Source organism: Streptomyces albus subsp. albus, assembly GCF_000725885.1.
In the GTDB taxonomy this organism is placed as follows: domain Bacteria; phylum Actinomycetota; class Actinomycetes; order Streptomycetales; family Streptomycetaceae; genus Streptomyces; species Streptomyces albus.
Genome location: NZ_JODR01000041.1, coordinates 18,976 through 36,445, shown reverse-complemented (window position 1 = coordinate 36,445; position 17,470 = coordinate 18,976). Strand labels below are relative to the sequence as shown.

General features: G+C 73.5%; 11 protein-coding genes and 1 riboswitch. Of the genes, 7 read left to right on the top strand and 4 right to left on the bottom strand.

All coding sequences use genetic code 11. The features are described from left to right. Positions 1-248 precede the first annotated feature (248 nt). Together IO40_RS0131380 and IO40_RS0131375 are read left to right on the top strand one after the other, a co-directional pair. Positions 249-737, top strand: coding sequence for a DUF485 domain-containing protein (locus tag IO40_RS0131380; protein ID WP_016470266.1), 489 nt, complete (start codon positions 249-251; stop codon positions 735-737). Then, on the top strand, positions 734-2,392 hold the full coding sequence (locus IO40_RS0131375) for a solute symporter family protein (RefSeq protein ID WP_016470267.1): 1,659 nt from the start codon (positions 734-736) through the stop codon (positions 2,390-2,392). The genes IO40_RS0131380 and IO40_RS0131375 overlap by 4 nt, the downstream gene beginning before the upstream one ends. Here IO40_RS0131375 and IO40_RS0131370 read toward each other — a convergent pair. Next, on the bottom strand, positions 2,370-4,157 hold the full coding sequence (locus IO40_RS0131370; RefSeq protein ID WP_016470268.1) for an ATP-binding protein: 1,788 nt from the start codon (positions 4,155-4,157) through the stop codon (positions 2,370-2,372). The two genes, IO40_RS0131375 and IO40_RS0131370, sit on opposite strands and share 23 nt — an antisense overlap. 207 nt (positions 4,158-4,364) lie before the next feature. Then, positions 4,365-5,393 (bottom strand): sucrase ferredoxin, encoded by a 1,029-nt coding sequence (locus IO40_RS0131365; RefSeq protein ID WP_016470269.1) that lies wholly within the window; start codon positions 5,391-5,393, stop codon positions 4,365-4,367. A 159-nt stretch (positions 5,394-5,552) separates the two neighbouring features. Here IO40_RS0131365 and IO40_RS34375 point away from each other — a divergent pair, with 159 nt between their 5' ends. Further along, complete coding sequence (locus IO40_RS34375) at positions 5,553-6,920, top strand: CobW family GTP-binding protein (RefSeq protein WP_016470270.1); 1,368 nt, start codon at positions 5,553-5,555, stop codon at positions 6,918-6,920. 272 nt (positions 6,921-7,192) lie between these two features. On the opposite strand, the gene IO40_RS0131355 is transcribed toward IO40_RS34375, so the two are convergent. Further along, positions 7,193-9,652, bottom strand: coding sequence for a DNA gyrase/topoisomerase IV subunit A (locus IO40_RS0131355; protein ID WP_016470271.1), 2,460 nt, complete (start codon positions 9,650-9,652; stop codon positions 7,193-7,195). Between the two features lie 347 nt (positions 9,653-9,999). On the opposite strand from IO40_RS0131355, the gene IO40_RS0131350 reads away from it, so the two are divergent. The 3 genes from IO40_RS0131350 to IO40_RS0131340 all read left to right on the top strand — a co-directional run bounded on the left by IO40_RS0131350 (position 10,000) and on the right by IO40_RS0131340 (position 13,966). Next, positions 10,000-11,322, top strand: coding sequence for a M16 family metallopeptidase (locus IO40_RS0131350; protein ID WP_016470272.1), 1,323 nt, complete (start codon positions 10,000-10,002; stop codon positions 11,320-11,322). 65 nt (positions 11,323-11,387) lie between these two features. Further along, positions 11,388-12,758, top strand: coding sequence for a M16 family metallopeptidase (locus IO40_RS0131345; protein ID WP_030408810.1), 1,371 nt, complete (start codon positions 11,388-11,390; stop codon positions 12,756-12,758). Positions 12,759-12,971: 213 nt separating this feature from the next. Continuing rightward, positions 12,972-13,130, top strand: a riboswitch (cyclic di-AMP (ydaO/yuaA leader). Between the two features lie 14 nt (positions 13,131-13,144). Next, a complete protein-coding gene (locus IO40_RS0131340; RefSeq protein WP_016470274.1) occupies positions 13,145-13,966 on the top strand; it encodes a M23 family metallopeptidase in 822 nt (273 codons plus the stop codon). A gap of 230 nt (positions 13,967-14,196) precedes the next feature. Here IO40_RS0131340 and IO40_RS0131335 read toward each other — a convergent pair whose 3' ends face one another. Then, positions 14,197-14,478: an HPr family phosphocarrier protein gene (locus IO40_RS0131335; RefSeq protein ID WP_016470275.1), complete on the bottom strand. Its 282-nt coding sequence runs from the start codon at positions 14,476-14,478 to the stop codon at positions 14,197-14,199. Positions 14,479-14,683: 205 nt separating this feature from the next. Here IO40_RS0131335 and IO40_RS0131330 point away from each other — a divergent pair, with 205 nt between their 5' ends. After that, positions 14,684-17,437 (top strand): bifunctional acetate--CoA ligase family protein/GNAT family N-acetyltransferase, encoded by a 2,754-nt coding sequence (locus IO40_RS0131330; protein WP_016470276.1) that lies wholly within the window; start codon positions 14,684-14,686, stop codon positions 17,435-17,437. Positions 17,438-17,470: the final 33 nt, after the last annotated feature.

Sequence of the window (17,470 nt, the reverse complement as noted above, 5' to 3'; positions counted from 1 at the left end):
GCATTCGACCTCCTCATGGGCAGCGAGGTGGCACCCCGCCGCGAATTCATCAGCTCCTCCGCCGCCACCCTCGACCGCTCCCGCATCGACGTATGACCTGCTACGGGCACGCGGTCAACGCCCCGCGGGAGGACCGGGCGTGACGCACTGCCGGGCCGGGTGAGAGGCCAGGCCCGGCAGTTTCACCTGAAGGGGTGAAGGGGGCGGATCGGGCTGAGCGCGCCCACGGGGTGCGCACATCCTGGGGCATGCGTCTCGACGACCACTGGTACGACGCCGCCCCGGCAGCGTCCTCCCCTGCCGTTCCACCACAGGCGCCGCATCCGTCCCCGGCGTCGCAGCCGTCGGCGGTCCCGCCGCAGCACCCTCCGGTGCCGCCCAGCCCGCACGACGCCTACCTGTCGGTGCAGCGCAGTGCCGCGTTTCAGCAGGTGCGCAGCCGGTACCGGCGTTTCGTGCTGCCGGCCGGAGCGGCGTTCCTGCTGTGGTACCTCGCCTACGTGGTGTGCGCGGTCAGCGCGCCAGGACTGATGGCGCGGCCGGTGGCAGGGGTGCTCAACGTGGCGATGGTCGCCGGGCTGGCGCAGTTCGCCACCACCTTTCTGCTCACCTGGCTCTATGCGCGGCACGCACGGCTGCGCCGGGACGGGATCGCGCTGGAACTGCGCTGGGCCACCCAGGAGATGACCCGCGGTACGGGCGCCGCGGCGATCACGGTCGGGAGAGACGCGCGGTGAGCGGGCACCACCAGACGTTGACCCTGCTGCTGTTCTGCGCCGTCGTCGCCCTTACGTTGGCCATCACCAGCTGGGCGGGCGGCAGACGACGCCGTTCTGCCGAGGAGTTCTACGCGGGCGGCAGGCTGTTCAGCCCGGTGGAGAACGGTTTCGCCCTCACCGGCGACTACCTGTCCGCCGCGTCCTTCCTCGGCGTCTGCGGACTCATCGCGCTCTACGGCTACGACGGCATGCTCTACTCCGTCGGCTTCCTGGTGGCCTGGCTGGTCGTGCTGCTGCTGGTCGCCGAACTGGTGCGCAACTGTGGCCGCTTCACCCTCGCGGACGTCGTCGCCGCCCGCGTGCGGGAGCGGCCCGTCCGGCTGGCGCTGGGCCTCGCCTCGGTGACCGTCTCCGTGCTGTACCTGGTGGCGCAGATGGTCGGTGCCGGCAGCCTGGTCACCCTGCTGCTGGGGGAGGCCGGGGGAGCGGCACACACGTGGACGGTGCTGGGCGTGGGCGCCCTCATGGTCTGCTACGTCACCTGGGGCGGTATGCGGGCCACCACCTGGATCCAGATCGTCAAGACCGTGCTGCTGCTGGGGGGTGCCCTGACCCTCACCGTGCTGGTGCTGCTGCGTTTCGGCGGCGACCTCGGCGCGCTGCTGACCGCTGCCGCGCGCAACAGCGGGCACGGCACGCAGTTCCTGGCGCCCGGCCTGCGGTACGGGGGCGAGGGCTGGGCCTCGCGGCTGGACTTCGTCAGCCTGGGGCTGGCCCTGGTGCTGGGCACGGCCGGACTGCCGCACATCCTGGCGCGGTTCTTCACCGTGCCGACCGCGCGGGCGGCACGCCGCTCAGTCGTGTGGGCGGTCGGTCTCGTCGGTGCCTTCTATTTGATGACCATCGTTCTCGGCGCCGGGGCGGCGGCCCTCGTGGGCACCGGCACGGTGCGGGGCGCGAGCCCGTCGGGGAACACCGCCGTGCCGCTGCTGTCGGTCGAACTCGGCGGCGGGGCGGGTTCCGTGGGCGGTGCCGGGCTGGCCGCACTTGTCGCGGCCGTCGCCTTCGCCACCATCCTGGCCGTCGTGTCCGGCCTCACCCTGGCGGCTTCGGCAGCCGTGGCGCACGACGTGTTCGCCGCACTGACCGGACCCCGGCGGAAGACGTCCCCCTCACCCGGACGTACGGCGGAGGCGGCGGGCGCGGCGAAGCCCGGGAAGGGCCGGCGCGGGAGTGAGGTGACCGTCGCGCGTGGTGCGGCCGTGGCGATCGGGGCGGTGGCCATCGGGCTGAGCCTGCCGGCGCGGGACCAGAACGTGGCGTTCCTGGTGGGACTCGCGTTCGCCGTCGCCGCGTCGGCGAACCTCCCCGTACTGCTGTACGCCCTCTTCTGGCGGCGCTTCACCACGCGCGGAGCCGTGTGCGCGGTGTACGGCGGACTGCTGCCGGCGGTCGCGCTCGTCGTGCTCTCGCCCGTCGTCTCGGGCACGCCCCGCTCCTTCCTGCCGGGCCTGGACTTCGCGTACTTCCCGCTGGAGAACCCCGGGCTGGTGTCGATCCCGCTGGGGTTCCTCGCGGGCTGGCTGGGCACCGTGCTGTCCCGCGAACGTGCCGACCCCGGCCGGCACGCGGAGACCGAGGTCCGCTCCCTCACCGGCGCGGGCGCGGTATGAGACCGGTGGCGCCCGCCTCCGCGCCCCGCCCGCCCTTCGGAACGTCCCCCGGTGCGGCTCCTGCTCGGTCACCGGGCTCTCGCCCACTGTCCTGGGAGTGCAGCGCCTGGGGCAGGACGACGGTGATCTCCGCGCCGCCGTACGGGCTCCGGCCGATCTCCGCGCTGCCGCCGTGCCGTTCCGCGAGGCGCCGCACCAGAGCCAGACCCAGCCCTCTCCTGCCGTGCGCCGGAGGCTCCTTGGTGGACCACCCTTCGGTGAAGACGGCCTCCCGGTGCCGGGCCGGTACGCCGGGACCGTTGTCGGCGACGCGCAGTAGGACAGCGGTCGGCCCGTGATCGGGCGCCTGACCGAGGGAGATCTCCACCTGGCCCCCGGTGGTGCCCGCCGTCGCGTCCAGCGCGTTGTCGACGAGGTTGCCCAGCACTGTCGCCAGTTCCGGCGGGTCCACCAGCCGGTCGGGCAGCAGGGTGCCGGGAGCGAGCCGCAGGGCGACGCCGCGTTCGGCCGCCACGGTCGCCTTGCCGACCAGCAGCGCGGCGAGCATCGGGTCGTGCACATGGCCGGTGATCTCCTCCGCCGTGGCCCGGTGCACCCCGACCGCTTCGCTCAGATAGGTGACGGCGTCCTCCACCATGCCCAGTTGGAGCAGGCCGAGCAGGATGTGCATCCGGTTGGCGTGCTCGTGGTCCTGGGCACGGAGGGCGTCGATGAGGCCCTGCGATCCGTCCAGTTCGCGGCCCAGCAGCTCCAGTTCCGTGCGGTCCCGCAGGGTGGCGACGGCGCCGCCGTCCGCGGTCGGCATCCGGTTGGCCACCAGCACCCGGCCGCCGCTGACGGTCAGCAGGTCGGAACCGGACACGTCGCCGGCCAGCAGCCTGGCCGTGCGCCCGGGGCCCAGCGCTTCGTGCGGCGACAGCCCGAGGTGCCGGGGCGACAGGTCGAGCAGCCGCTGGGCCTCGTCGTTGACGAGCCGTATCCTGCCCGCCGCGTCCAGCGCGACGACGCCCTCCTTGATGCCGTGCAGCATCGCCTCCCGTTCGGCCAGCAGCGCGGTGATGTCGGAGAAGGCCAGGTCGTGGGTGCGTTTCTGGAGCCGCCGGGCCAGGAGGAGCGCGGCCAGGGCGCCCGCGCCGAGCGCCCCGCCCGCGTAGGCGATCAGTCCGGGTACGGCACGCAGGAAACGGTCGCGCACGCTGTCGTAGGCGATCCCGACGGAGACGGCCCCCACGACGCGTCCTTCGTCGTCGCGGAGCGGCACCTTGCCACGTGCGGACCGTCCCAGGGTGCCCTCGTCGATGTGGTGCACCTCGTGGCCCGCCAGCGCGGGGCCCGGGTCGGTGGAGACCCGCCGGCCGATCCGGTCCGGTTCCGCGTGCGACCAGCGGATGCCGCGCGTGTCCATCACCACCACATAGCTGGCACCGGTGGCGCGGCGCACCCGTTCGGCCAGCCGCTGGACGGGGCCGTCGCGGGAGGGGCCGGGGCGTTCGGTCAGCAGTTCGTCCAGGCCCGGTTCGGCGGCCGTGGTCTGGGCGATGGCCAGCGCGCGGCGGGACGCCTGGTCGTCGAGCTGGGCGCTGAACGGTGCGAGGAAGAGCCCGGTCGCCACCGCTGTCACACCGGTGAGGACGGCCAGTTGCATCAGCAGCACCTGCGACGAGACGCGCCGGGGCCGGCCGAGCAGACCGGTCGCACGCCGCCGGCCGGTCGGCGGCGGGGCGTCGGGGGAGCGGCGGGCGGACGGCGTACCGGAGCGGGACACGGGCGACCTCGCGACGGGAGGGGGCGGGGGTGCCACTCCCGGACGGGGAAAGCGGCAGCCGTGACGGTATCCAGCCCGGTGCCCGTGCGCACGGACCGCGGCAGCGCTCCCGGCGCCCGGCTCGCTGCCACCCGGCGCTCGGCTTCTGCCGCGCCGTGCCCAGGGCCGAGCACCAGGCCCGGCCGCCCTCCAGGTGGAGCAGCGGTCTCAGCCGCGTGCGGCTCCGGCTACCGCCGCCTCCTGGACGCACTCCTCGACGTCGAAGCGGACGGAGCGGACGGGGGCCGCCCCACAGCTGGCCGGCAGGGGCGGGCCGTCCGCCGTTTCGGCGAGGCGGACCCGCCAGCGCCGCCCGTCGGTGTGGGCGACGGTCACCCGCCACCGTGCGCCGTCCGCCCCGTCGGCGGCCAGGGCTGCCGTATGCGTCAGGGCTGTCGTATCCGCCGGGGCTGCCGTCTCCACCGCCGTCACCGACAGGGCGTCCGCCCGCGCTTCACCCGTGCGCTCCCGGACCGCCAGCTCGGCGGCCTGCCCCGGCCGGTCCCACGCCGACCTGCCGCGGCAGCCGTCGAGCGTCACACGGCCGTCGCGCACCGCGTCCAGTACGCCCTTCACGACGGCGGCACCCAGCCGCCCGTACGCGTAGCCGTGGGGCAGCACCAGCAGGGTCGGGGCGAAGCGGTGACCACCGATATGGGTGATCTCCCACACGTTCGCCCCGCCCGAGGCGGCCAGTTCCGCGGCCAGCGGCCGGCCGCGCAGGGCACAGCAGCGGTCCCGCTTGCCGTTGGTGCACACCAGCGCCAGCGGGTCACCCGCGTACGGCTCCCAGGGCGCGCCCCGGAGGGCGGCGGCGGTGTCCTTACCGGAGGCCTCGGGGGCGTCCACCGCCGCGAAGTCGATGTCCCGCAACGCCTCCAGCGAGTCGCTGCCGGACAGGACGGCCGTGCGCACCCAGGAGTCGCCGGGGACGGTGCGGGCCAGGAAGACGCGGTGCCGCGCGGTGGGGGAGCAGTCCGCGTGCCGGCCGGGGCGGCGGATCAGGGCGACCCGTCCGCCGTGCGCGCCCGCCGCGGCTTCCAGGGCTCGTCCGAGGCCGGGATCGAGACGGCTCTGGGTCAGCGCCTTCGCTCCCCAGGGGCCCGGCTGTTCGATCAGCAGCCAGGTACGGGCACTCGCCGCCGTGCCCGCGAGGGGCTCGTCCTGCGCCTCGGAGGCCGTCGCACACGTGCTCACGCAGGTGAGCCTAACCTGACGTGGGCGGGGCGGCCGTCCGAGGCCGGGGCGGCGGGCGTGCCGTTCGGTAGCATCGGCACCCGTTCAGCAGGCCGGAACGGGTGAGACGGGCAGCGGCGGACGCCGGACCGCCGGCCCGGGGCAGGAGGGACGTACAGCGTGGGCAGCACGACGGGCGGCGAGCGGCGGGGCGCGGTGGACGGCCGGATCCCGGTCGTCGTCCTGGCCGGTTTCCTCGGCTCGGGCAAGACGACCCTCCTCAACCACCTGCTGCGCCGCGCCAGGGGCACCCGCATCGGTGCGGTCGTCAACGACTTCGGCAGCATCGAGATCGACGCCATGGCGGTGTCCGGCCAGGTGGACTCGATGGTCTCCCTCGGCAACGGCTGTCTGTGCTGTGCCGTGGACACCAGCGACATGGACGAGGTCCTCGACGTGCTCGCCCGGCCCGCCGCCGGTATGGACGTCATCGTGATCGAGGCGAGCGGCGTCGCCGAACCCGAGACGCTGATCCGGATGGTGCTCGCGAGCAACAGCCCGCACATCGTCTACGGCGGACTGGTGGAGGTCGTGGACGCCGCCGAGTTCGACGCCGTGCGCGAGCGCCACCCCGAACTGGAGCGGCACGTCGGCGCCGCCGATCTGCTGGTGCTCAACAAGGCCGACCGTGTCACCGCGGAACGCCGGGACGCGCTGCACACCGAACTGGAACGGCTCGCTCCGGGGCGGCCCGTGGTACCCGCCTCGTTCGGCCGGATCGATCCGGAACTGCTCTTCGACCGCGTCCACCGCCCCCGCCCGCCCGTCGAACAGCTCTCGTTCGACGTGCTGCTGTACGGGGACGACGAGGAGTGCGACGGCTCCGGCGCGGAGGACGGCTCCGGGCACCAGCAGCACCTGCACGCGGCCTACGAGGCCGTCGAGTTCGCCGCCGACCGGCCCATGGACCCCCGCCGCTTCCTGGACTTCCTGGACGGCAGGCCCGAGGGGCTCTACCGGATGAAGGGCTATGTCGACTTCGGCGCCGCGGACCCCGACAACGTCTACGAGATGCACGCCGTCGGCGGGTTCCTCCGCTTCGCCCCACAGCGGCGCGCCCCCTCGGAGCAGCGGCGCACGGAACTGGTGATGATCGGCGCCGGGATCGACGGGGAAGCGCTGCGCACCGGTCTGACCGCCTGCGCCGCGGACCCGGACGACGCCCCGGACGAGCGCGCCCTGTGGGGCGTCCTCCGTTACGTGGACCACCGCTCCGACGAGGAGGAGACGGACGACGAGGGGACGGCCGGCACCCCTGACACGAGCGCCGACGGCGACGGCTGGAACGGCGATGGCCGATGTCCCGGCGAAGTCTCGGAGTACGACGACTGGGACGGCATCCCCTACGGCGAAGGGCCGCCAACGGTGGCCGCTGACGGCGAAGAGCCCCCGACGGTGGCCGCTAGCGGCGAAGGCAACCTGACGACAACTGTGTCGCACGGCCAAGCGCCCTCACCGGCGGCCGAGCACGTCCCGGTATCCGAATAAGCGCTGGCCCACCGTGTCGCCCGCCGAATAGGCGCCGTCCACAGAGCGCACCCCGGCCGCCGAGCAAGCGGCCGGCCCCCGGCCGCCCGCCGGTCACCGCGTACACGTCGCCCGTAACCGGCAGGCGCGGCCGGAAACGAAACGTGCGCACCCCGGGCGGGGCCCGGGGTGCGCACGTCTCACCGGCAGTGCCTCACCGGCGTCGGCGCACCGGGATGGGCCCCCGGCACGCGGCATCAGCCGGGCGCCGGGGGCCAACGGCGGGGCCGGTGTCACACCGGTCCGGCCACCGCGGCGACCTGCTTCTTCAGCGGCAGGCCCGAGCCGTCCCTGCGGGGATCGACCTCGGGGAGGTCGACGGGGGAGCCGGTCTTGGACGCCGCCATCGCGGGCGTCGGGCCGGCCCAGGCGAGCCGCAGCCGGTCCTCGCCCTTGAGGAAGCGCTGGCAGCGCACACCACCGGTGGCGCGTCCCTTGCGCGGATACTGATCGAACGGCGTGAGCTTTGCCGTGCTCAGCGAATCGTCCAGGGTGCCCTCGGCGCCGGCGGCCGTGAAGACCGCCGCGTCGGACGCCGGATCGACGGCACCGAAGAAGATCACCTTGGCGTCCTGGCCCAGTTTGATGCCGGTCATACCGCCCGCGGGCCGGCCCTGCGGACGGACCTGGCCGGCCGGGTAGCGCAGCAACTGGGCCTCGTCCGTGATGAAGACGAGGTCCTCTTCGCCGGTGCGCAGTTCGGCGCCGCCGACGATGCGGTCGCCGTCCTTGAGGGTGATGACCTCCAGCTCGCTGCGGTTGGCCGGATAGTCCGGCACCACGCGCTTGACGACGCCTTGTTCGGTGCCGATGGCCAGCCCGGGCGAGGACTCGTCCAGCGTGGTGAGGCAGACGAGGGTCTCGTCGCCCTCGAGGGTGAGGAACTCGGAGAGCTGTGCGCCGCCGGCCAGGTTGGGGCGGGTGGCCGATTCGGGCAGCTGCGGCAGGTCCACGACGGGGATGCGCAGCAGCCGGCCCGCCGAGGTGACGGCACCGACCTCGCCCCGCGTGGTGGCGGGCACGGCCGAGACGATGACGTCGTGCTTGGTGCGCTTGGAGGGCTCGCTGAAATCCGTGCCCTCGTCGGCGGTGCGGGCGAGCAGCCCGGTGGAGGAGAGCAGCACCCGGCACGGGTCGTCGGCGACCTCCAGCGGCACGGAGGCCACCGGTGCCTCTCCGGAGTCGAGGATCTCGGTGCGGCGCGGGGTGCCGTACTTCTTGGCGACGGCCGACAGCTCGGAGGAGACGAGCTTGCGCAGCTCCGCGTCGGACTCCAGGATCCGGGTGAGCTTCTCGATGTCGGCCTGGAGGTTGTCCCGCTCGTCCTCCAGCTCGATGCGGTCGAACTTCGTCAGCCGCCGCAGCGGGGTGTCGAGGATGTACTGGGTCTGGATCTCGCTCAGCGAGAAGCGGGACATCAGGGACGCCTTCGCCTCGGCCGCGTTCTCACTCGACCGGATGATTCTGATGACCTCGTCGATGTCGACGAGCGCCACCAGCAGGCCCTCGACCAGGTGCAGCCGGTCGCGCCGTTTGCCGCGCCGGAACTCGCTGCGCCGCCGCACCACGTCGAAGCGGTGGTCGATGTAGACCTCCAGCAGCTCCTTGAGGCCGAGGGTGAGCGGCTGGCCGTCCACCAGCGCCACGTTGTTGATGCCGAAGGACTCCTCCATCGGCGTCAGCTTGTATAGCTGCGCGAGGACGGCTTCCGGGTTGAAGCCGTTCTTCACCTCGATGACCAGCCGCAGCCCGTGCTGCCGGTCGGTCAGGTCCTTGACGTCCGCGATGCCCTGGAGCTTCTTCGCGTTGACCAGGTCCTTGATCTTGGAGATGACCTTCTCGGGGCCGACGGCGAAGGGCAGCTCGGTGACGACCAGACCCTTGCGGCGGGTCGTGACCTGCTCGATGGAGACCGTCGCGCGGATCTTGAAGGAGCCGCGCCCGGTGCGGTAGGCGTCCCGGATGCCCTCCCGCCCGACGATCTTGCCGCCGGTGGGCAGATCGGGGCCGGGGATGTACCCCATGAGGGTCTCCAGGTCGGCGCCCGGGTGCTTGATCAGGTGGCGGGCCGCCGCGATGACCTCGGACAGGTTGTGCGGCGCCATGTTGGTCGCCATGCCGACCGCGATACCGGAGGCGCCGTTGACCAGCAGGTTGGGGTAGGCGGCCGGGAGGGTGACCGGTTCCTGCTCGCTGCCGTCGTAGTTGGCGCCGAAGTCGACCGTGTCCTCGTCGATCGACTCGACCATGAGACCGGCCGCGGGCGCCGACCGGCACTCGGTGTAGCGCATTGCCGCCGGCGGGTCGTCGTTGCCCAGCGAGCCGAAGTTGCCGTGCCCGTCCACCAGCGGCAGCCGCATGGAGAAGTCCTGCGCCATGCGGACCAGCGCGTCGTAGATGGCGCTGTCCCCGTGCGGGTGGAGCTTGCCCATCACCTCGCCGACCACGCGGGCGCACTTCACGTACGACCGGTCGGGGCGCAGCCCCATCTCGTGCATCTGGTAGAGGATGCGGCGCTGGACGGGCTTCATCCCGTCGCGGGCGTCGGGGAGCGCGCGCGAGTAGATGACCGAATACGCGTACTCCAGGTAGGAGGCCTGCATCTCGTCGACGACGTCGACGTCGAGGATGCGCTCCTCGAAGTCCTCTCCGGGCTCCGGTGCCGGTGTACGGCTCTTACTGCGGCGGGCCATCGCGGCTGCGGCTCCTTCGCTGCTTCGTGCTGTCGCTCTTGTACTGCGGGGTCGTGCGCTTGCTCGTGACGGGTGCGCTGCGGCGCCCGGGGCCGGGCGCGTGCCCGGGCCCCGGCGGGGGCCGGGTCCGGGCGCGGGCTCGGGTCCGGGCGCCGTGCACGGCTGCGCGCGACCATTGTGGACCGCCCCACTGACAAGGGGGTCGCTCGGTACCGTACGGGAACTTCGCACGTTGTCGGCGTGGTTGCATACAGTGACAGGGCCGCCGGTCGCGTGAGACGCGCTGGCGGTCGGCAGTTCCCGGCGCCCGCCGGGAAACCTCCGCGAGCGGAAGGGACTCCACGCCCATGGGTCACACGGCCACGCCCCCGCCGGCCACCGGTGGGCTGACAGCGACGGAGCACCGGCTGGCCAACGGCCTGCGAGTGGTGCTCTCCGAGGATCATCTGACCCCCGTCGCCGCTGTCTGCCTCTGGTACGACGTCGGTTCCCGGCACGAGGTGAAGGGCCGCACCGGCCTGGCCCACCTCTTCGAGCACCTGATGTTCCAGGGCTCGGCCCAGGTCAAGGGCAACGGGCACTTCGAGCTGGTGCAGGGCGCGGGCGGCTCCCTCAACGGCACCACGAGTTTCGAGCGCACCAACTACTTCGAGACGATGCCGGCGCACGAGCTGGAACTCGCCCTGTGGCTGGAGGCGGACCGCATGGGCTCGCTGCTGGCCGCCCTGGACGAGGACTCCTTGGAGAACCAGCGGGACGTGGTCAAGAACGAGCGCCGCCAGCGGTACGACAACGTGCCCTACGGCACCGCGTTCGAGCGAATGACCGCCATGGTCTTCCCGGAGGACCACCCCTACCACCACACGCCGATCGGTTCCATGGCGGACCTGGACGCGGCCTCCCTCCAGGACGCCCAGGACTTCTTCCGCACGTACTACGCGCCCAACAACGCGGTGCTCTCCGTGGTCGGCGACATCGACCCGGAGCAGACCCTCGCCTGGATCGAGAAGTACTTCGGCTCCATCCCCGGCCACGAGGGCAAGCAGCCGCCGCGGGACGGCTCGCTGCCCGGTCTGATGGGCGAGGAGAAGCGGGAGACCGTCCGGGAGGAGGTGCCCTCCCGCGCGCTGATGGCGGCCTACCGGCTGCCGCACGACGGCACCCGGGAGGCGGACGCCGCCGATCTGGCGCTGACGGTGCTGGGCGGCGGCGAGTCCTCGCGGCTGTACGCACGGCTGGTGCGGCACGACCGCAGCGCGGTCGCCGCCGGCTTCGGCATGCTGCGGCTGGCGGGCGCCCCGTCGATGGGCTGGCTGGACGTCAAGGCGTCCAGCGGCGCCGAGGTGGCCGACATCGAGGCGGCGGTCGACGAGGAGCTGCGCCGCTTCGCCGAGGAGGGGCCCACCGAGGAGGAGATGGAGCGCGCCCAGGCCCAGCTGGAGCGCGAATGGCTGGATCAGCTGGCCACGGTCGGCGGGCGTGCCGACCAACTGTGCCGCTACGCGGTGCTCTTCGGTGACCCGCAGCTCGCGCTGACCGCGGTGCAGCGTGTGCTGGAGGTCACCCGCGAGGAGGTGCGCGAGGTCGCGGCCCAGCGGCTGCGCCCCGACAACCGTGCGGTGCTCGTGTACGAACCGCTGGCGAACGACGACGAGGAGGCCGGGCAGTGAGCGAGTCCCAGCGGACACCGGTGGGTGCGAGCCCCGCGGGGATCGCCGAGACGGCGGGAAAGAGTATGGAGTTCCACCCCCAGCCGCCCAGCGGCACCCCCAAGCCGTGGGCGTTCCCCACCCCTGAGCGCGGCACGCTGCCCAACGGGCTGACGGTGCTGCGCTGCCACCGTCCGGGCCAGGAGATCGTCGCCGTCGAGGTGGACGTGCGGGCCCCGCTGGACGCCGAGCCCGAGGGGCTGGACGGTGTGGCCACCATCATGGCCCGCGGGTTGAGCGAGGGCACGGACAAGCACACGGCGGAGGAGTTCGCCGCGGAGCTGGAGCGCTGCGGTGCCACGCTGGACGCGGGCGCCGACCATCCCGGGGTGCGGGTCTCCCTGGAGGTGCCGGTCTCCCGGCTGCGGAAGGCGCTGGGGCTGCTGGCCGACGCGCTGCGCGCTCCCGCGTTCCCCGACGGGGAGATCGAACGGCTCGTCGCCAACCGGCTGGACGAGATCCCGCACGAGCTGGCCAATCCGGCGCGGCGTGCCGCCAAGGAGCTGTCCAAGGAGCTGTTCCCGGCCACGTCGCGGATGTCGCGGCCCCGGCAGGGCACGGAGGAGACGGTGCGGCGCATCGACGCGGCGGCCGTCCGCGCCTTCTACGAGGCCCATGTGCGGCCGGCGGCGTCGACCGTGGTGGTGGTCGGCGATCTGGAGGGCGTCGATCTGGACGCGGCGCTCGCCGAGACGCTGGGTGTCTGGACGGGTGCGCCGGCCGAGGACCGTCCCATGCCGCCCGTCACGGCCGACGACACCGGACGGGTCGTCATCGTGGACCGTCCGGGCGCGGTGCAGACCCAGCTGCTGATCGGCCGCGTGGGTCCGGACCGGCACGACCGGGTCTGGCCGGCCCAGCTGCTGGGCGTCTACTGCCTGGGCGGCACCCTCACCTCGCGGCTGGACCGGGTGCTGCGCGAGGAGAAGGGCTACACCTACGGGGTGCGGGCCTTCGGGCAGGTGCTGCGTTCGGCCCAGGACGGCAGTGGGGCGGCGCTGCTGGCGATCAGCGGTTCGGTCGCCACGGACGTCACCGGTCCCGCACTGGCCGATCTGTGGCAGGTGCTGCGGGTGCTGGCGGCCGAGGGGCTGACGGACGAGGAGCGGGACGTGGCGGTGCGGAACCTGGTGGGTGTGGCCCCGCTGCGCTACGAGACGGCGGCGGCGGTCGCCGGGACGCTGGCCGACCAGGTGGAGCAGTATCTGCCGGACGACTACCAGGCGCGGCTGTACGCCCAGCTCGCCGAGACCGGCACGGTGGAGGCGACGGCGGCGGCGGTCAGCGCGCTGCCCGCCGACCGGCTGGTGACGGTGCTGGTCGGCGATGCCTCCCAGATCGCCGATCCCGTAAGGGAGTTGGGGATCGGCGAGGTGAAGGTCGTCAGCGGTTCCTGACGCTCTTCCGCACCGTCCGCAGGCGGTGTCACGCGGGGCCCGGGAGGGGGAATGTCCCCTTCCGGGCCCTGTTGTATGTCCGTTTGTGCTGCGGTTGTGGCGAGTTGGAGTGTGGCGAAGATGACAAACACAGGGATTCGTTTGCCGCTCGGAGTTGACGCCCTTTAGCGTCAATCCCGCTGTCCGTCAGAAGTGACCGCACCCGCGGCCGACGGACGGCGATCGCCGAATCCCGAGGGCGAGAGCCCGAGGGGACCGGGGACCCACCTTGTCCCATGGGGTGAATCGGACGGCCTCGCCGAGAGGCGGTCCGTAGGAGACCTTCCTGCTCCGAACCCGTCAGCTAACCCGGCAGGCGAGAAGGAAGGAAAGGAGTGCGCCTCCGTATGGCGTTGACCCGTGCCACTGGGAAGCACAGGCGTCCGAGCAAGACCCGCAGGGCCTCGGCGGGGGCGGCGGGCATAGCCGGTCTCGCCACCGTCGGCGTCGTGGGATCCATCGCCTCCCCGGCGTTCGCCGCGAGCGGCGGGCAGAGCCAAAGCCGCGTCCAGCAGAGCCCCCAGGTGCGGGAGGCGCTGGCCGCCCCGATCTCCGAGACGCTGGACCAGCAGGCCTACGACCAGGCGCTGTGGGCCGAGCAGACCAGGGCGGAGACCGAGGCCAAGGAGGAGGCCGCCAAGGCCAAGGCCGAGGCCAAGCGGAAGGCCGACGAGGCCAAGCGCAAGGAGGCCGCCGAGAAGGCGGAGAAGGCGCGGGAGGCCAAGCGGAAGGCCGAACGTGCCGCCGAGCGCGCGAAGCTCAACCAGTACGTCCTGCCCGTCGAGGGGTCGTACGTGTCCACCGGTTACAAGCAGGGCGGCGGCATGTGGTCGTCCGGTAGCCACACCGGTGTCGACTTCCACGCGGGGATGAACACCCCGGTCCACTCGGTGGCCGCCGGTGAGGTCGTGGAGGCCGGGAACGGCGGGGCCTACGGCAACAACATCGTCATCAAGCACAAGGACGGCACGTACACCCAGTACGGCCACCTGAACTCCATCGGGGTGTCCGTGGGGCAGACCGTCCAGGCGGGCCAGCAGATCGGTCTGTCCGGCTCGACCGGCAACTCCTCCGGCCCGCATCTGCACTTCGAGGCCCGTACCGGCCCCGAGTACGGCTCGGACATGGACCCGATCGCCTATCTGCGGCAGCACGGCGTCAAGATCTGACGACGGCCGCCCGGTGGCCATCAGCGGACGCTGCGCCGGCGGCCGGCCGTCCGGTGCCCGTCGGGGCGCCGGACGGCTGTGACCGTCGTGGCGTCGCACCAGGCATCGTGCTGCCGCACGAGGAAAGAGCGCCGCACCACGCGGAGAGCCCCCGGCCGTCCGGCCGGGGGCTCTCCGCGTGGTGCGTCCGCCAGGTGGCAGTCGGCTCGCGCCGGGCCGTGAGGGGCGGTTCAGACGGTCTCCGGGAGCTCCTCCAGCCCCTCCGAGACCAGCTTGGCCAGCCGGTCGAGCGCCGCCTCGGCGTCGTCCGCCTCGGACGCCAGGACGATCTCCTCGCCGCCCCCGGCGCCCAGGCCCAGGACGCCGAGCATGGAGGCCGCGTTGACGGGGTTGCCGTCGCCCTTGCGGACGGTGACCGGCACCCCGGCCGCGGAGGCGGCACGGACGAAGATGGAAGCGGGGCGGGCGTGCAGCCCCTCGGCCCAGCCGACGGTGACGCGGCGCTCAACCATGGTGTTGCCCTTCGGGTCGGTGCGGTTGTCTAGACCAGTCTCGCACGGTCGGCCGCAGGTCCCCGGCCCCGCGGGCCATGGACGCACCGGTGTTCCGCGCTGCGCGACAGGTGCTCTACTGGCGACGATACGACGCGGCGACGGCGTACTCGGCGCGCACCCCGGCCGCCGTTCGCGCGCACCCCCGCCGCCGTACGCTGGCCCCATGCCGAGCCCCGAGGAGCGCGCCTATCCGACCCACTGGGAAGCGGACATCGTCCTGCGGGACGGCGGTACCGCCCGGGTCCGGCCGATCGCGCCCGACGACGCCGAGCGCCTGGTCAGCTTCTACGAGCAGGTCTCCGACGAGTCGAAGTTCTACCGCTTCTTCGCGCCCTACCCCCGGCTGTCCGACCGCGATGTGCGCCGTTTCACACACCACGACTACGTGGACCGGGTCGGCCTGGCCGCGACCATCGGCGGCGAGTTCATCGCCACGGTCCGCTACGACCGCATCGACCACCTGGGCCGCCCCGCCTCCCAGCCCGCCGACGAGGCCGAGGTCGCCTTCCTGGTCCGCGACGACCAGCAGGGCAGGGGCGTGGCCTCCGCGCTGCTGGAACACATCGGCGCCGTCGCCCGGGAGCGCGGCATCCGCCGGTTCGCCGCCGAGGTGCTGCCCGCGAACACGAAGATGATCAAGGTGTTCACGGACGCCGGCTACTCCCAGAAGCGCAGCTTCGAGGACGGCTCCGTCCACCTCACCCTCGACCTGGAACCCACCGAACGCTCCCTGGCCGTGATGCGGGCCCGGGAACAACGCGCCGAGGCCCGCTCCGTGGCCCGGCTGCTGGCCCCGGGCTCGGTCGCCGTGATCGGAGCCAGCCGCACCCCGGCGGGCGCCGGCCGGGCGGCGCTCGGCAGCCTGCGGGCCGGCGGCTTCACCGGCCGGATCCGGGCCGTCAACCACGCACTCGACACCGGCCCCGGCGGACAGGAACCGGCCGAACTGGCCGGCGTGCCCGCCTACCGCTCGGTGCGGCAGATCCCCGAACGCGTCGACCTGGCCGTCCTCGCCGTCCCCGCCGACCAGCTCCGCGCCGTCGTCACCGACTGCGGCGAGGCCGCCGTGCAGGGGCTCGTCGTCCTCTCCGAAGGCGTGGACCGCGACGAACAGCGCTCCCTGGTGCGGCTCGCCCGGTCCTACGGCATGCGGCTCATCGGCCCGGGCGCCCTCGGGATCATCAACACCCACCCCGACGTGCGGCTCAACGCCACCCCCGCCATCCGGACGCCCGCCCGCGGCCGGATCGGGGTCTTCACCCAGTCCGGTGCCATCGGCATCGCCCTGCTCGACGGGCTCGACCGGCGCGGCATCGGCCCCTCCTCCTTCGTGTCCGCCGGGAACCGCGCCGACGTCTCCGGCAACGATCTGCTCCAGCACTGGGACGAGGACCCGGACACCGACGTCGTGCTGATGTACCTGGAGTCCATCGGCAACCCGCGCAAGTTCACCCGGCTCGCACGCCGCACCGCCGCCCGCAAACCGGTGGTCGTCGTCAAGGGCGCCCGGCACCGGGGCAGCGCGCCCCCGCCCGGACACGCCGCACCGGCCTCCCGCACCCCCGACGCCACCGTCTACGCGCTGCTTCGCCAGGCGGGCGTTTTGATGGTCGACAGTTTCACCGAAATGCTGGACACCGGTGTCCTCCTCGCCGAGCAGCCCCCGCCGGCCGGCCCGCACGTGGCCGTCCTCGGCAACACGGACGCGCTGAGCCTGCTGACCTTCGACGCCTGCCTGCACGACGGCCTGCGGCCCCGGCCCGTGGTGGCGCTGCCCGGCTCGGCCTCCCCGGGCGACTTCGGCCGGGCGCTGCGCGAGGCACTCGCCGACGCGGCCACCGACGCGGCGCTGGTCACCGTCATCCCCTCCGTGCCCGCCGAGCTGCCCGCCGGCACCGGCCCCCACACCCCCGACGCCCCGCCCGACGGGCATGTGGAAGCCCTCGCCGACGCGCTGCGGGAGGCGGCCGACGCCACCGCGCAGGGCGGCCGGCGCAAGCCGGTGGCCGTCGTCCACCTGGCCATGGAGGGGCTGGAGAAGGCGCTGGCCGCACGCGGTGTGCCCGCCTACCCGACGCCCGAGCGGGCTTCCCGGGCGCTGGCCGAGGCGGTGCGCTACACCCGCTGGCGTACCGAGGCCGGGGAGCCCGGCAAGGTGCCCGACCTGGACGTCGACGAGTCCGCCGCCGCGCGGCTGCTGGCCGGCGCCACCCCCGCGGCCCCCGAACGCGGCCGGGCCCTCACCGAGGAGGAGACCGGCCGGCTGCTGGGCTGCTACGGCATCGGCGTCCGGCCGGCCCTGCCGGCCCCCGACGCGGACGCCGCCGTCGAGGCGGCCCGCACCCTCGGCTTCCCCGTCGCCCTCAAGACCACCGCGCCCCATCTGCGGCACCGCGCCGACCTGGGCGGGGTGCGGCTCGACATCGCCGGAGAGGCCGGACTGCGCCGGGCCTACACGGAGCTGACCGGCGCCCTGGGCGCCCCGGCGGAGCTGCGTCCGGTGGTCCAGGCGATGGCCCCGCGCGGGGTCGGCACCGTCATCCGGGGCACCCTGGATCCGGCCATCGGCGCGGTGCTCTCCTTCGGGCTGGCCGGCACCCCCTCCGATCTGCTGGGCGATGTCGCGCACCGGCTGGTGCCCGTCACCGACAAGGAGGCCGCCGGGCTGGTGCGGGCGATCCGCTCGGCGCCGCTGCTGTTCGGCTGGCGGGGTGCGGAGCCGTCCGACACGGCGGCCCTGGAGGAGGTGCTGTTGCGTGTGTCGCTGCTGATGGACGACCATCCCCAGGTGGTCGCCGTGGAGCTCGATCCGGTGGTGGTGGCGCCCCGCGGCGTGACCGTGCTGGGTGCCGCGGTACGGGTGGCGGCTCCGGCGCACCGCCCCGACCTGGGGGCGCGCAGACTCCCGGCGTACTGACCCCGTGGCGGGGCACCTCCCGCGGGGAACCGG

Excerpts from the sequence above, each read along its gene's own strand:
- IO40_RS0131340 (WP_016470274.1), top strand. The coding sequence starts at position 13,145 with ATGGCGTTGACCCGTGCCACTGGGAAGCACAGGCGTCCGAGCAAGACC.
- IO40_RS0131355 (WP_016470271.1), bottom strand. The coding sequence starts at position 9,652 with ATGGCCCGCCGCAGTAAGAGCCGTACACCGGCACCGGAGCCCGGAGAG.
- IO40_RS0131345 (WP_030408810.1), top strand. The coding sequence starts at position 11,388 with ATGGAGTTCCACCCCCAGCCGCCCAGCGGCACCCCCAAGCCGTGGGCG.
- IO40_RS0131335 (WP_016470275.1), bottom strand. The coding sequence starts at position 14,478 with ATGGTTGAGCGCCGCGTCACCGTCGGCTGGGCCGAGGGGCTGCACGCC.
- IO40_RS0131330 (WP_016470276.1), top strand. The coding sequence starts at position 14,684 with ATGCCGAGCCCCGAGGAGCGCGCCTATCCGACCCACTGGGAAGCGGAC.
- IO40_RS0131380 (WP_016470266.1), top strand. The coding sequence starts at position 249 with ATGCGTCTCGACGACCACTGGTACGACGCCGCCCCGGCAGCGTCCTCC.
- IO40_RS0131350 (WP_016470272.1), top strand. The coding sequence starts at position 10,000 with ATGGGTCACACGGCCACGCCCCCGCCGGCCACCGGTGGGCTGACAGCG.